The following is a 15,464-nucleotide window of genomic DNA, read 5'->3' on the forward strand; positions in this document are numbered from 1 at the left end:
GAGGTTGATAATAATGAAATCTTCATCTGCCGGATCCAGAAGAAAAGCATTTATCTGTTTTACTTTGATTTATATAGTGATTTCCGTTCTTGTTTGGGGATGGTTCTTTAAAAGCGGGAAATCACTTATTAACAGCTCGGATGCCTTTAAGCAGCATATAAATGCCCTGGCAAAGTACGGACGCTTTATACGAGGCATTTTTTACAGACTGTTTACTGAGCACAAGCTATCCCTGCAGAGTTATGATTTCGGAATAGGATATGGCGCGGATTTTTATACATCAATGCAGTATTATGCAGTGGGAGATCCGCTTAACCTTCCTGCGGGATTATTGCCCTCAAAATACATCTACTATTATTTTCAGTTTTTGATATTTCTTCGCCCCTACCTTGCAGGTCTCGCATTCCTTCTTCTTACTGGAAGAAAGGAGCGCTTTGCACTTACTGCAAGGCTCACGGGAGCGTTATCTTATTCTTTTTGCGGTATCGTGTTATTCATAGGCATGTGGAACCCCCAGTTCGTTCAGCCTATGATCTGTCTGCCGCTACTTATCTATGGCGTTCAGAAATATATCGATGAAAAAAGATCACTGCCCTTTATTCTGGCAGTAGCCTTTTCGGCAGTCAGCAATTTCTATTTCTTCTATATGCTGGTGCTGATGATTATTGTTTATACGGTAATCTATATAATCACCGAAAAGACAGCCAAAGATTTCAAAGAGGGAATTACCGTAATTGGAAGCTTCCTTGGCTTTGGCGTGGTTGGAACTCTTATTGCAATGCCGATTCTCCTTCCTGTGGTTCTTTCATTTTTATCAAACCCCAGAGCAGGACTTGGCTCACATGCAGTACCTGTAATATATTCTCTGGACTATTACAAGGAGCTACTCTGCAGCATGATTTCCTATAAATATTTTCCCAGATATGACACTGTTATCAGTCTTACCTTTATTGCGCTACCTGCTCTTGCACTTCTTTTCCTTAAAGCGGATGAGAATAAAAAGGGAGAGGTCGTAAGGTATAGAATAATCGCGATAATCATGACAGCTATGCTACTTATTCCTGTGGCAGGCTATGTCATGACAGGCTTTTCATACACCATCAACAGATGGAGCTTTGCATATTGCCTTCTGTTGTCTTACCTCATCACGTATTTTGCAGAGGAGATCGTTCTGCAGGATTTAAAGAACATTTTTATCGCAGGAATAATCAGTGTGGTTTATGTTGGAATTCTCATATTATTTGGAGAAAAGTCACCTAACATCTATCCGCAGCTTTTACTACTTGCAGTGATGTTTGCGCTTCTCTTCGTAGTTAAGCTCCCTGTGACAGTAAGAAGAGGCGGAGTGCTACTCTTAGTTATTATTGGAATAGTCATAAACGGATATGTTGCCAATGCACCTGATAAGGGCAATCTTCCAAGCGGCTACGTTGATAAGATGTCGCCCGAGGAGTACGATGACCTGGTAATGAATACCGAGCTTAAGGCTCTGGCAGAGACCGTGCCTGAGGGTGCTGATAATTACTATAGCTATTCGGGAAGAAGTCTTACCTGGAATGCGTCACTTCCCTACGGTATACCTTCAACCCAGTTCTACTGGAGTCTTGCAAATGGAGCTGTTTCTGATTTTATGGAGTCTCTTGCAGTTAATGAGATGTCCAATTTCTCATTTTTCGGGCTTGATGACAGAACAATTCCGATGGAGCTTGCAGGAGTGAAGTACTACACCCTTCGTTACAACAATGAGGAGGAGCAGAGATACATTCCTTATGGCTATGCTCCGTTTTCAGAGTGGTACAACTTTGGAATTTTCGCAAATACCTATGCGCCTGCCCTTGGCTACACCTACAGACAGACCATGTCCAGAGAGGACTATGACGCTCTTGATCCTGTAAAGAGGCAGCAGGCTATGCTTTACGGCGCAGTAAGGGAAAAGGAAAACAGCGACGTTGCAGTAGAATTATCAGAGCTTGATACAGCATCTGAGGGATTATTTACAGAGACCTCTGTTTCCTTCGAGGTAACTGATAAGCACAAAGTAAAGATTAAGGACGGTGCCTTTGTGGCTAAGAAGGATGGGGCAGAGTGCACACTTTCCTTCGAGGGAATTCCCGGATCAGAGACATATCTGTATTTTGAGAATTTAAACTGTGACATCAAGGAGGATGCTGCGAATATCACTGTCAGCACAGACACTCCCGAAAATGGTGCAGTAACAAAGACAATTGCATATAAGACACCCTACAGCCAGTTTTACAGCGGATGGCACAATTACCTTGTTAATCTGTGCTATAGCAGCGAGGCCAGAAGCAGAATAACAATCACATTCCCTCAGAAGGGAACCTACAGCTTTGACAGCCTTCAGGTTATATGTCAGCCCATGGATACTTATGCTGAGAAGGCTCAGGCACTTGCAGCTGAGACTATGACAGATAATAACCTTCACAGAAATCCCAAGTCTCTTATGACTAATGAGATTACGGGAACCATAACTGCCGCTGAGGATTCATATCTGGTTCTTAACGTGCCCTATGACAAGGGCTGGACAATATATGTGGACGGAGAGAAGAGAACACCTGAAAAGGCAAATATAATGTTCCTTGGAACTCCCATAGGAGCCGGAACCCACAGCATTGAGATGAGATATCACACACCCGGAGTTGTGCCCGGAATAATACTGTTTATTTTGGGAATTGCAGGAGCTGTAGTACTAAATAACATGGAGAGAAAAGAAAAGTGCGAGATAAGGAAAAGACATTAAACAAAAAAACTATCTATTTCGGTGTTATATATTTAATTGCGATACTATCGAGGCTGATATTTCTTAAAAGCTCACCTGCCGGACTTCACGTGGATGAAGCCGGTATGGCTTATGACGCATACTGCCTTGCAAATTACGGTGTCGACAGGAATCTGATATCCTTTCCTGTTTATCTCATAAACTATGGCGGAGGTCAGAGCGCCCTGTACGCATACGTTGCAGCGCTTTTTATTAAGTTCATGGGACTTAACATGATCTCCATAAGACTTCCCGGAGTTGTCTTTTCACTTATAACTCTGTTTGCGGGAGAGAAGATTGTTAAGAGAGTGTGCGGAGAGGATTCCGCTGCCGCTTACATCTATCCTGTGCTTTATACTATTTGTCCTGCCTTTGTAATGAGTGCAAGGTTCGGTCTTGACTGTAACCTTATGCTTGGAATGACAACGCTCTTCTTATATGGTCTTATGAAGGCTGTCGATTCCGGAAAGCTCACTGATTATGCTCTTGCAGGAGTTTTTGCAGGAGTATCTCTTTATACCTACGCTATCTGTTATGCCATCATGCCTGTCTTTTTGATGGTATTTTTCCTGATTTTGCTTATTTCAAGGAAACTTAATGTTTTAAGAGTGATATGCTTTGTGATTCCTTTGGGGATACTGGCACTTCCTCTTCTTGTGACACAGTACGTAAACATCACAGGAAGTGAGTCCATAGTCTTTGGAATCATCACTATGCCCGCGCTGACCTTCTACCGCGGCGGCGAGATTATGGCGCCTACACTCACAGGCTTTATAAATGCGCTTAAAAACATATTCCTCTACGACAGCCTTGATTACAACAGCATTCCTGCCTTTGGAACAATGTACTACATCACTATTCCCTTCATCGTGGCAGGACTTATCCGCTCATTTATAACAATCGGACAATCCTTTAAGAAAAAGGAGCTTAGCTTTGCGCTTCTTCCCCTTGTGTGGTTTTTGTCAGAGCTTCTTATCGGCTCTATGCTTGGCGGAGACGGTCCAAACGTAAACAAGATGAACGGAATATTCTTTACGCTGGCATTCTTTGCAGCCTTTGGAATGGACGTCTTCCTTAACCTGTTTTCAAAGAATAAGAAGGTGTACCTGGCAGCAGGAACCCTTCTTGGCATTGTATTTTTAGCATTCGGCGGAGCCTTCTTTACAAAGTACCTTGGCAGCTATTCAGATAATCTCTATCTGTTCCAGAAGCCCCTGGATGAGCCCATAAAGGTCCTTGGTGAGGAGGAATTCTTTGCGGATAAACAGGTTGTCGTAATCCATAACAACCAGCCCTACATTCCGCCTTATATCTATTATCTTCTTGGAACAAAGCTCTCTCCCTATGAGTTTAATATGGGGGATACATCCTTCTACGGAAGATATTTATTCAACATGCCTGAGGAGCTTAGTACTGACTATATCTACCTTGTTTTTGGGGGGAATCCCGAGGCCATAGATACTCTGCAGTCGATGGGCTGTAACCAGATCATGGAATTTGACGGATCTAGCATTGTGTGGTGCGGAGAGCCTATAGAGTATGACGAAGCAGCTTATGGTGAAAACGAAAAGGCAAAGGGAATCCCTTTTGGACACGACCTTCCCTTCCATCTTAGAAGAATCGCAGGAATAGCAGAGGGTCTTAAGTGCGGAGAATTCCCTGTAAAGATGCAGCACTACTGGTTTAACAATTACGGATATCCAGTAGGCATTATGTACGGTGATGCGCTTCTCTATATCCCGGCTATCCTTCATGTTATGGGAATGCCGCTGTGGATGGCGTACATGTGGTACTTTGTCCTGATACAGATACTGACTGCAATCACAGCTTACGTATGCTTTAAATATATTTCCGGAGACAGACTTACAGGCGCCTTCTGCATGCTCTTGTACGTCCTCTCATTCTGGAGACTTACTGATTTATTATCAAGAGAGGCAGTTGGTGAATACAGCGCCTTTGCATTCCTTCCGCTTATTGTCCTTGGACTTGCAAGGATACACAGAGATGAGAAGAAGGTTCGCGGATCTATCCTGATATGCGCAGGTATGACAGGACTTTTCATGACTCACCTTCTCAGCGTGGTCATGGCGGCGCTTTTCATATTTATCTTTGTTATCGCGGATATTAAGACCATGCTTTCCGGAGGCAAATGGAAGAACCTTGTTGGTGCAGTATGTGCATCACTTGTGGTTAACATCTGGCAGCTTGTCCCTCTTGTGGATTATTACAAAAACGCACCCATGCTCATAAACTCAGGAGAAAAGACTCCGATTCAGACCTTCGGAATTACCTGGAGACAGATGGGCGGTGCTTTTTACAATGTTCTTGCTCCTATCTTAGAGCTTGGAACAGAGCCTGTGGACGAGCTTCCGCAGTCTCCCGGACTTGCAATGCTGATAATATGCGTGATTGCGGTGATTTACCTGATTGCGAACTATAAGGAAATTAAAAGCAAGGCTATGGTGATAATACTTACAGTGCTTTCAGTATTTGCCCTTGTCCTTAGCACCTGCTACTTCCCTTATGATTTTCTGTTTAATAAGATGCCGTTCGTATTTAAGATACTTGGAAGCATTCAGTATCCTGCAAGATACTTAACAGCTGCAACGGTGCTTATCTGCACATTATATGCGGTTATCAGAAAGCAGAAGCCTGCTTATGTTATGAGCGTGGTTTTACTTGCGCTTACCATCTGGCAGAGCGGCGGATATATTAATACATTTTTGGAAAAACAGACCAATATCGTATCTATAGAAACCATAGATGAGTGGACATCCTTTGACGATGACAGACAGTACATGCTCACGGGAACAGATCTTGAGAGACTTCAGTACGCGTCAGTACTTCCCTCATCAGAGGAGATTACCTATGATGAGGAAAACAGGGATAATGGTGTGTATTCACTTCATCTTGTAAATAATTCCGCAGAGGAGGGCTTCGCAGATCTTCCTATTCTGGCATATCCTTATTACTATGCCACAGACGGAAATGTAAGCTATGCCCTTTCTGCAGGTGATAACAATAAGCTTAGAATCACGCTTCCTGCGGGGACGGATGCAGTGATAAAGATCAGGTTCAGGGAGCCTGTATATTGGAGAATAGCAGAGCTAATTACGGTTGTAAGCATTCTATTTGCAGCTCTGTTTCGAAATAAAGTGAAAAAAGCTGCTAAATAAAATATTTACGCTCGCTTAAAAATAGGCGATAGTAGAGGAGAAATCAAAGAAATGGGGAGTTATCATGGATATTTCACAAAATAAAATCACAATTACGGAAGATGAATTCAGGTATGCACAGGATGTCATACAAAAGCTTTCCGGCTATTTTGATGCCAAGGTTGTTGGTCAGCAGCAGCTCAAGTTTTCCCTTATAGGGGCGATAATCGCTGATGGCCACATCCTTATCGAGTCAGTGCCCGGTCTTGCCAAGACCACGGCTGCCAAGGCAATTTCAGATGCTGTGGATGGAAAGTTTGCGAGAATCCAGTGTACACCTGACCTTTTGCCGGGAGATATCATCGGTACACAGATATTCAACCAGGCGACAGGCAAATTCGAGAATATCTTAGGACCTGTATTTGCTAACTTCGTTCTTCTTGATGAGGTTAACAGATCAAGTGCCAAGACCCAGTCTGCAATGCTTGAAGCCATGCAGGAAAAACAGGTCACAATCGGTGGCACAAGCTATCACATGCCTGAGGATATTTTCATAGTCATCGCAACCCAGAACCCTATCGAGCAGGAGGGCACATATCCTCTGTCTGAGGCGCAGACCGACAGATTCCTGATAAAGGAGGTTATTACCTATCCTTCAGCAGCTGAGGAGGTTGAGATCCTTAGCCGCATTGAGACAGGTACCATCGACAGGGCTACGCCGCCTGTTCTTACTATCAGAGATGTGGACAAAGTGCAGGATATTGTGGAAAAGGTATACGTAGATGAGGTCATCAAATGGTATATCTCCAGCATAGTTGTTGCAAGCAGAAGACCTGACGTTGTTAAGGGACTTGAGCTCTCAAGATATATCAGAATCGGAGCAAGCCCCCGTGCTTCCATCGCTTTCCTTAAGATGGCGAAGGCAGCAGCTCTTCTTAGCGGCAGAACCTATGTAACTCCTGAGGATGTAAAGAGGGTAAGTCATCAGGTACTTCGCCACAGAATAGGTCTTAACTATTCTGCAGTTGCGGACAATGTTCCTGTTGAGGCAGTGATAGATGGCATCTTAAATGCAGTAAAGGCACCGTGATGAAATTAGATTATGAATACCTGTCCAAGATCAGGCGGGCAGTGTCTATTTATACCAAAAGAAAAACTTCAAATGTTTTAGATGGTGATTTTCACTCGGTTTACAGAGGCCGAAGCATGGAGTTCGACGACTTAAAGGAATATGTCTACGGAGATGATGTCCACGACATAGACTGGAAATCCTCATCCCGTATGTCCAGGATTCTTGTCCGCAGGTACATGGCAGACAGAAGACATAACGTAATGTTTATCATGGACAGGGGCAGGCAGTTTCTGGGAGATACCAGCAAGGGAGAAGCCAAGAGGGAGCTTATGCTTATGACCTTCGGAACCCTTGCTTATATTCTTGGAAGAAACGGTGCGGATTTTGCACTTTCATATCCTGGAGATCACAGCGCAAACACCAGCTTCTTTAAGTCAGGAAGTGAGCATCTTGAGAGTCTCCTTTATGGCTATGAAAGGAATTGCACTATCGATTCCGCCTTTAGCCTTAATCAGACAATCAGTGAGATTCTTAATTCTGTACATAAAAGGATGATCATTTTTGTCGTGACGGATATGGACGGAATCGCAAAGCTGAGTGAAGAACTCATAAAGACCATAACCATCAACAACGATCTTCTTATCATCAATATCGATGATGCATTTCTTACAGGAGACATGGTCTATGACAACGAACAGGGATTTTATGAAAAATTCTTTGTTTCCCATAATAAGGCTCTTCGAAAGGAAGAAGAGAAAATAAGATGGGAAATTTTAAGCAATGCTTCCCAGATATGTAAGCGCAGCAGAGCAGCCATGACTACAATAGCTGCCGAGGAGGACATTATTGGAAGCACCATAGCCCTGATTGAAAGGTATAAACATGGTTACTACGGTTGAATTACAAAAGCCATTTGAATATAGCTGGTGGGTCAGTCTTATATGGATACTGCTCATTATTGTGGGAGTTGCTATTTTTGCATTCATGCTCATAAAGATTTTCTTTTTAGATAAAAAGAAGGCAGAAGCTATGGCGGGTAGACCTAAGACCCCGGCTACACCCAGGGTACTTCCCGGTGTGAAGAACAAATATATTCAAAGGGTTCAGGACATAAATAACAGATACGCAGCAGGAACTGTCAGCAAGAGAAATGGCTATCAGGAGCTTAGCGGTGTCATAAGAGAGTTTGTCCATGAGGTTACTGGAATAAATGTAGAGACCCTTACGGCAGAAGAAGTAAGGGCCATGGGAATAATGAACCTTAACGTGCTCATGGAGGAGTATTATGTGCCGGAGTTTGCTGAGGATGAGAGGGCTAAAAATAAAGACCTGACAAAATCCTGTAATACGGCAGTGGGAGTGATCAGATCATGGAATTGATGCATGGAAACATAGTCATCATCGGGATTATGGTGCTGATACTATTGCTCCCGGTGATGGTTTTTTTTAGCAGAAAGAAAAATGGCAGGTTCTACAGAGGAACAAAAGCATCCAACACCCATAGAATAAGGCAGAGCAAATTATATAAAAGCTTAAATACCAGATATCTCATTCTGACAGCGGTGATGATCACCGGACTTGTCGGAAGCGTTATTTCATCGCTTTTCCTTATTGCAAGGCCTTATAAGAATAACGAGGTTACAAGTGGTGTTAAGAAAAGGGATATCATCCTGTGCCTTGACGTTTCATATTCGCTCTATGACCTCAATATCGAGATTACGGAATACTTAAAGCAGGTGGTTGCAGGACTTGAGGGAGACAGATTCGGAATAAATATTTTCAATGCTTCTTCAGTGACCTATGTACCCCTTACGGATGATTACGATTACGTCATTGAAAAGCTTGATGACCTCAATGAATATTTCGTTGATCAAAAGGAGTACATGGAGGTCTACGAGCCACTCTATGAGCTTCCGGATTTCCCTGATGATATGAGGGAGTCCTGCGATGAGCTTGAGAGTAAGCTTTTGTACTTCGACAACGGAACGAGATTTGCTTCTGAGAGAGGATCATCTCTTATAGGAGAGGGGCTGGCAACAGCGCTGTACTCTCTGCCCTATCTGGAGGACTCCGAGAGAACAAGAGTCATCATCATGTGTACGGATAACGAGCTTAATTCCAACGGAGAGGACATTGTTAATTTAAGTGACGCAGCAGCTCTGTGTCAGAAGAACAAGGTTACAATGTTTGGGATTTTCCCTTCAGAGGAGATTTTCTATACACCTGAACTATATGATTATTCAGAGTGCCTTAGTGAATTTGCGGCAGCAGCCGAGAAGACAGGCGGAAAGTGCTATGTAAGAACTGCCGATCAGTCTGTTTCTGAAATAGTCGAGGATATTCAGAAGCAGGAGGCAATGCTTGTTAACGTGGTTCAGACCAGACAGACAGAGGACATGCCTAAAGTGCCCTTTATTACTTTGATTATATGCCTGGCTGCTTTTAGCCTGGCAGGATTGGTATTACAAAAATGAGTATCAGACCTATGTTACCCCTGGGGATAATGATAATCTTCTTTGCTCTGCTATGCGGAGCAACAGCCTTCGTTATCATCAGGAACAAACTAAATATTGCAGATAAAATATTTACACTGATAAGACTCTTTGTCATCTACGCTCTGGTATTCGTTATCGGATGCAGACCCGTGATATTAGAGAAAAAGTATGAGTTTAGCACCAAAAACCTGGATGTTTTATTCGTTGTGGACACTACGATAAGTATGTGGGCAGAGGATTATAACGGAAGGCAGACCAGAATGAAGGGTGTAACAAAGGATGTTGAGTCTGTCATAGACGAGCTTGCGGGAAGCAATTTCGGGCTTGTCACCTTCGATGATACGTCACATGTTCTTTCGCCTTTTACTCAAGATGGACAATATGTAAAGGACCTTTTTGAGACCTTTGTTTCACCTGAGGTCTTCTATGCAAAGGGCTCTGACTTATCTCTTCCTTACAAGGACATTGATGCTTTACTTAGATCCTCAGCAAAGAAGGAAAACAGAAAGACCATCGTTTTTTATATTAGTGATGGTGAGATCACCAATGGAAAAGAGCTTACTGATTATTCCGATCTTGCAGGATACATCGATTCAGGAGCTGTTCTTGGCTATGGATCAGATGAGGGCGGAAAAATGAAGGATGGTGGTGAAGGCACATATTATATTTATGACTACACTACCTACGATGATGCTGTATCAAGAATTGACGAGGGTAACCTTCAGAAGATAGCGACTGACCTTGGCGTGCCCTACTACAACATGTACAAGAACCATGAGAGCCTTCAGGGTGCGGTGTCTATGATAAAGGAAAGCTCCAAGACTGTCACTCAGGATGGTAAGGGAGTAGAAACAGCTAAGGATACCTATTACTGGTATGCTATACCGCTGGCTCTTATGCTTTTACTGGAGATAATAATGATAATAAGACGAGGGAGGTTATGATGAAAAAAATACCTCTTAAAATAATTTTGCTTGGCGGACTGGCACTTGTGGTGCTTATCATTGGACTTCTCCTTGGCGGAAGGGTTATGACTAACCACAGCTTTGTAAATGGTCTGGAGAATGGAGAGTATTCTGCAGAGAAGGAGAAAAAGCTTCTTTTCTTAAATTTCCCTGAGGGCTATGTGCCCTATTACAATCTGGGAAATGCGGCATATCAAAACGGTGATTACACCGCAGCCATATCGTATTACATGGAAGCGCTTAAACGTCATCCTGCAAAGGAGAGAGACTGCGAGACCAGGATAAATCTGGCGCTCTCGATGTGCTACTCTATCGACTTTGATGACCTTGGGACACAGGAAAAGAAGGATGCGGCTATAAGCGTTCTTAAAAAGGCCAGAGACGTACTTCTGGAAAAGGGGTGCGCTACAGATGAGAATGATGGACATAACGATGATGCCCAGCAGCTAAAAAATGATATAGATAAAATGCTGGAACAGCTTGAAAACAATTCTCAGGGAGACTCGGGAGACCAGGATCAGCCTCAGGATAACCAGGGAGATGATTCATCAGATGATAAGACCTCCAAGGATCGTGAGAAGCAGATTCAGAAGCAGCTTGAGCAAAATAGGAAGGATGCCATGAAGGAAGGCATGGATTACCAGAAGGATATGGATAAATGGTCAAGCTATTCTGATGGTGATGGAGACGATGGAAACGGCTACGATAGCGAACAGAAACAATGGTAAAAAAGGACCGCTGCAGGTAAATGCAGCGGTCTTACTATTTTCATATAACGCTTAGAAAGACGAATAGATGAAGGAAGCAGCATCATAACCGGGACCCCAGACACCGCAGGTTACTATAAAGAGTACTGCTGCTATGTAGACAGCCCAGCGGATCCAGAGAGTCTGCTCTGTTAATGCCTTACGTATGGATACGCCCTTGTAGTTAAGTGCGCTTACGATGGCGAGAACAAGTATGGACAGAGCAAGGAGTCTTACATCTGCTGCTGCAAGTCCAAGGTTAAACAGCGTTCCGTCAAGAAGCACCCAGGGCTTACAGGTCCACATGTGTGATAATACGTACCAGGCTACTTTAAAATCAGGAGCTCTGAAGAATATCCATCCGATGTTCACAAGCATAAAGGTTACAACCACGTTTACAAGCTTAAGCGCAAAGCCCTCACGGTTGATTCCGAGATTATCAGTAATAGATTCTCTCAAAGGCTTGGTCAGAATACCAAAAACCTGATAAAGGCCGTGGAGCAGTCCCCAGAATACGAAGGTCCATGCTGCGCCGTGCCACAATCCGCTTATGGCAAAGACTATGCAGATGTTTATGAGCTTTCTGGCAAAACCTTTTCTGTTTCCGCCAAGGGGAATATAGAGGTAGTCCCTCAACCATGAGGAGAGGGATATATGCCATCTTCTCCAGAATTCCGGTATGGAGCGTGACAGATAGGGCTGCTCAAAGTTCTGCATGATATCGATGCCAAGGATTTTCGCTGAGCCTATGGCTATGTTGGAATATCCTGCAAAGTCTGTGTAAATCTCAAGAGTGTAGAAAATTGTAGCAAGGAACAGTAGTGTTCCATTGTAGTTTTCATAAGAGTTGTAGATGTGATCAACGAGGACTGCCAGTCTGTCGGCGATTATTATCTTCTGGAAATATCCCCACATCATAAGGAGAAGGCCGTCTCTCATGTTTTCATAGGAAAAGCTCTCAGGCTCCTTAAACTGAGGAAGCATGTTGCCTGCTCTCTCAATAGGTCCCGACATAACCTGCGGGAAGAAGGATATGAAAAGAGAAAGGCGAAGGTAGTTCTTTTCAACAGGTATCTTACCCATGTAGCAATCGGCGAGGTAGCCTATTGCCTGGAAGATGTAGAAGGAAATTCCTACAGGAAGGGCAATCTTGGCAGCTATTCCAAGGGGCTCAAGTCCCATGGCACTCTGAAGACTCTTAACGGTTTCAAGAAGGAAGCCTGTGTATTTGAAGTATCCAAGTACAAGGAGCAGAATAACGATGCCTGAAATAAGAACCGGTCTTTTCTGCTTTTTTTCAGAGGATTCGCCGTTATCAAGCAGTCTTCCGAAGACGTAGGTGATAAGGGTTATGGCAACAAGCAGTATGAGGAGCTTATGGCTTAGCTTATAGTAGAATCCCCAGCTGGCAATAAGGAGCCAGATGTATCTGAAATTCTTGGGAATTATGAAATAAATCCCTACTGTAATTATCAAAAATAGTAAAAAGGTTAATGAAACGAATTGCATATCATCCTCCGGGGCAGTTATCTCTGGTCATAATCATAGGTGAAGTGGTCGCTTGTATAGTACTGATGTGAGGTGCAGACTCCATTAGAGAAGAAAAGAAGCTGCACATCAGCGTATGCAAGGTCATCAGCATACAGGAAGTTGTTCTCTGTATCTCCGTTTATATATAGAACTCTGTATATGTCGCTGGCAGGAGAATAGGAGAAGGAACCGTCTGTTGTTTCTATGTAGAATTCCTCTTCGGAATCTCCGGCAAAATCAGTAATAACTCCGTGGTCTGATATAAGCATGTAGGAGCACTTTGCGGCAGCAGCCTCGTCGAGCTTTTCGCTGGCACCAAGGGCGTGGAGCTGTCTTAGAAGCATTGCATCACCGTAGACTGAAGATGCGCCTCTTATTGAAACGGCATAGGTTTTATCTGAGTTATCATACTTAAGCATCATGAGCTGTGTGTAGATATCGTCATTACCCTCACGCATGGATGCGAGCTCTGCATGGAAATCATTTAGAGAATCATTCCAGTTTTCATAGGCGGGATCCTCGCGGTGATCCTGAAGCGGACAGTTCTCAGCGATGTAATTACCAAGGTATGAAGTAACCTTCTGGCATCCAAGGATATTCAGGTGTCCGGGATCCTCCATGTCGGTATTTATGTCGATGATGCCAGGAATCTCTAACATGTTAAGTGAGGAAACTCCGTATTCTGCTGCTATCTGAGTAGCGGTGTGGGCAGCAGCCTGATTCTCACCCATGGCAAGGAAGGGAAGAGTTACTACCACAACCTGTATGCCCCTACTTTGGCACTCCTCGATTATTCTTCTGAGGTAAGTTGTGCCAACAGTCTCCTGCTCAAGCATTCCTGCGCCATAGTCCACATAGTTATACTCTGCTGAGTGCACTCCGTATTCCATAACGGCGCCCATCATGCGGTTTATATCAGCGTCTTTGGTAAAACGCTTGAAATCCTCTGCTCCAAGCTCCTTCCATCTGTCGTGATAAACGATGAAATCAGCAAAGTAAGGATATTTTTCGTCCTGATTCTGGAACATGTCATTTATGGCATGATATTTAGTTTTGCTTAACGGGAAGCGGTCGATATTAAGATGAAGCTCATCGCTGTCTACATTGGCTGCAGGATCATCGATATACCTTATGTCATTTTCAAGCATGTAGGAATCCACCACCACAAGCTTTGGCGTGCAGTAATCAAGAGCAAGCATCATCTGCCAGTAGCTGGACAGAAGAACACTTCCGTAGCCCCCCAGATTATAGGAGGTATATCCGTGCTCCTCGAAGAGCTGCAGTGGATTAACTCCGTTTATTACGTGGGATGAACCGAGGAAAAAGGCATCGATGTGATCCTTTTTTGCTTCCTCAAAGAAGGCCTGGTTTTTGTTGAAGCTTGATTTTCGTTCAACTAAAAGCATTACCCCAAAAAAGCAGGTAAACAGTATCGCCAGGAAAGCAAGAGTTTTTATGATCAGTGAAACTTTCTTATTCACTTTTTGTCCTCCAAACAGGTATATTGGATTTTATTATAGAAAGACTTTTTTACAAACAGAAATTCTACGCCTTATTGTAACATAAAAATCCTGTCAAAAAAGGTGTCTGATAGCAAATAAAGATTGTATTTATCGCAATAATTGAGCTATAATGGTTCTAGTGTTTTGTTAACAATATTTACGAAAGGTGGTACAAATTATGCCATTAGTTACAACGACTGATATGTTCAAAAAAGCATACGATGGTGGATATGCTGTTGGTGCATTTAATATCAACAACATGGAGTTCATTCAGGCTATCACAGAGGCTTGTGACGAGCTTAAGAGCCCTGTTATCCTTCAGTGCTCAGCAGGAGCTATCAAGTATGCACAGTTCCCTTACCTTGTAAACATGGTTAAGGCAGCTGCAGAGTCTACATCTATTCCGATCGCTCTTCACCTTGATCACGGTGCAAGCTTCGAAATCTGTAAGGAGTGTATCGACAACGGATTCACATCTGTTATGATCGATGCTTCTTCAAAGCCTTACGAAGAGAACATTGAGCTCTCTAAGAAGGTTGCTGATTACGCTCATTCAAAGGGCTGCACAGTAGAGGCTGAGCTCGGTACTCTTTCTGGTGTTGAGGATGATGTAAATGTTGCTGATGATGCAGCACAGTATACAAATCCTGATCAGGTTGAGGATTTCATGAAGCGTACAGGCGTTGATTCACTGGCTATCGCTATCGGAACAAGCCACGGTGCTTTCAAGTTCAAGCCCGGCCAGGATCCCAAGCTTCGTCTTGATATCCTTGAGGAGGTTGTTAAGAGACTTCCCGGATTCCCGATCGTTCTTCACGGTTCTTCAGCAGTTCCTCAGAAGTACGTTGGAATCATCAATGCTAACGGCGGCGCTATGAAGGATGCTATCGGTATTCCGGATGAGCAGCTTCGTGCAGCAGCTAAGAGTGCAGTCTGCAAGATTAACATCGACTCCGATCTTCGTCTTGGTATGACAGCAGGTATCCGTCAGCACTTCGCTGAGCATCCTGAGCACTTCGATCCTCGTCAGTATCTTGGCGATGGCCGCGCTTATGTTAAGGAAATCGTTCACGACAAGATCATCAACGTTCTTGGTTCTGACGGTAAGGCTTGATAAAAGCGAATATAGAAATACTAAGGCCTGCAGGTTTTCCTGCAGGTCTTTTATAGTTTACGTTTTCTTAACTTTTATTTAGACGATTACTCGTGTACAATTAGTA

11 protein-coding genes are annotated in these 15,464 nt (G+C 43.5%); 9 read left to right on the plus strand and 2 right to left on the minus strand.

The window, feature by feature from the left end; all coding sequences use genetic code 11:
* The first annotated feature begins 13 nt into the window (after positions 1-13).
* The 8 genes from G601_RS0100065 to G601_RS0100100 all read left to right on the plus strand — a co-directional run bounded on the left by G601_RS0100065 (position 14) and on the right by G601_RS0100100 (position 11,194).
* The gene (locus G601_RS0100065; RefSeq protein ID WP_026664079.1) at positions 14-2,761 is read left to right on the plus strand and encodes a YfhO family protein; all 2,748 of its coding nucleotides are present in this window, start codon (positions 14-16) and stop codon (positions 2,759-2,761) included.
* On the plus strand, positions 2,737-5,955 hold the full coding sequence (locus tag G601_RS0100070) for a glycosyltransferase family 39 protein (RefSeq protein ID WP_026664080.1): 3,219 nt from the start codon (positions 2,737-2,739) through the stop codon (positions 5,953-5,955). The genes G601_RS0100065 and G601_RS0100070 overlap by 25 nt, the downstream gene beginning before the upstream one ends.
* A 64-nt stretch (positions 5,956-6,019) precedes the next feature.
* A complete protein-coding gene (locus G601_RS0100075) occupies positions 6,020-7,024 on the plus strand; it encodes an AAA family ATPase (RefSeq protein ID WP_035786427.1) in 1,005 nt (334 codons plus the stop codon).
* Positions 7,024-7,905 (plus strand): DUF58 domain-containing protein, encoded by an 882-nt coding sequence (locus G601_RS0100080; RefSeq protein ID WP_026664081.1) that lies wholly within the window; start codon positions 7,024-7,026, stop codon positions 7,903-7,905. Before G601_RS0100075 ends, G601_RS0100080 begins: the two co-directional genes overlap by 1 nt.
* A complete protein-coding gene (locus tag G601_RS24545; protein ID WP_155834428.1) occupies positions 7,889-8,386 on the plus strand; it encodes a hypothetical protein in 498 nt (165 codons plus the stop codon). The genes G601_RS0100080 and G601_RS24545 overlap by 17 nt, the downstream gene beginning before the upstream one ends.
* Positions 8,377-9,480, plus strand: coding sequence for a vWA domain-containing protein (locus tag G601_RS0100090; RefSeq protein ID WP_026664082.1), 1,104 nt, complete (start codon positions 8,377-8,379; stop codon positions 9,478-9,480). Before G601_RS24545 ends, G601_RS0100090 begins: the two co-directional genes overlap by 10 nt.
* Positions 9,477-10,445, plus strand: coding sequence for a vWA domain-containing protein (locus G601_RS0100095; protein ID WP_035790128.1), 969 nt, complete (start codon positions 9,477-9,479; stop codon positions 10,443-10,445). Before G601_RS0100090 ends, G601_RS0100095 begins: the two co-directional genes overlap by 4 nt.
* Positions 10,445-11,194, plus strand: coding sequence for a tetratricopeptide repeat protein (locus G601_RS0100100; protein WP_026492291.1), 750 nt, complete (start codon positions 10,445-10,447; stop codon positions 11,192-11,194). Before G601_RS0100095 ends, G601_RS0100100 begins: the two co-directional genes overlap by 1 nt.
* Before the next feature lie 51 nt (positions 11,195-11,245).
* On the opposite strand, the gene G601_RS0100105 is transcribed toward G601_RS0100100, so the two are convergent.
* Together G601_RS0100105 and G601_RS0100110 are read right to left on the minus strand one after the other, a co-directional pair.
* The gene (locus G601_RS0100105; RefSeq protein WP_207637998.1) at positions 11,246-12,688 is read right to left on the minus strand and encodes an MBOAT family O-acyltransferase; all 1,443 of its coding nucleotides are present in this window, start codon (positions 12,686-12,688) and stop codon (positions 11,246-11,248) included.
* Positions 12,689-12,738: 50 nt separating this feature from the next.
* Positions 12,739-14,223 carry a hypothetical protein gene (locus G601_RS0100110; RefSeq protein WP_026664085.1) on the minus strand — a complete coding sequence of 495 codons (1,485 nt, stop codon included), beginning with the start codon at positions 14,221-14,223 and terminating at the stop codon, positions 12,739-12,741.
* Positions 14,224-14,422: 199 nt separating this feature from the next.
* Here G601_RS0100110 and fba point away from each other — a divergent pair, with 199 nt between their 5' ends.
* Positions 14,423-15,358 (plus strand): class II fructose-1,6-bisphosphate aldolase, encoded by a 936-nt coding sequence (gene fba, locus G601_RS0100115; protein WP_026492288.1) that lies wholly within the window; start codon positions 14,423-14,425, stop codon positions 15,356-15,358.
* Positions 15,359-15,464: the final 106 nt, after the last annotated feature.

It is taken from the genome of Butyrivibrio sp. FC2001 (assembly GCF_000424125.1).
Lineage (GTDB): Bacteria > Bacillota > Clostridia > Lachnospirales > Lachnospiraceae > Butyrivibrio.

Excerpts from the sequence above, each read along its gene's own strand:
- G601_RS0100100 (WP_026492291.1), top strand. The coding sequence starts at position 10,445 with ATGAAAAAAATACCTCTTAAAATAATTTTGCTTGGCGGACTGGCACTT.
- G601_RS0100065 (WP_026664079.1), top strand. The coding sequence starts at position 14 with ATGAAATCTTCATCTGCCGGATCCAGAAGAAAAGCATTTATCTGTTTT.
- fba (WP_026492288.1), top strand. The coding sequence starts at position 14,423 with ATGCCATTAGTTACAACGACTGATATGTTCAAAAAAGCATACGATGGT.
- G601_RS0100075 (WP_035786427.1), top strand. The coding sequence starts at position 6,020 with ATGGATATTTCACAAAATAAAATCACAATTACGGAAGATGAATTCAGG.
- G601_RS0100080 (WP_026664081.1), top strand. The coding sequence starts at position 7,024 with ATGAAATTAGATTATGAATACCTGTCCAAGATCAGGCGGGCAGTGTCT.
- G601_RS0100095 (WP_035790128.1), top strand. The coding sequence starts at position 9,477 with ATGAGTATCAGACCTATGTTACCCCTGGGGATAATGATAATCTTCTTT.
- G601_RS24545 (WP_155834428.1), top strand. The coding sequence starts at position 7,889 with ATGGTTACTACGGTTGAATTACAAAAGCCATTTGAATATAGCTGGTGG.
- G601_RS0100090 (WP_026664082.1), top strand. The coding sequence starts at position 8,377 with ATGGAATTGATGCATGGAAACATAGTCATCATCGGGATTATGGTGCTG.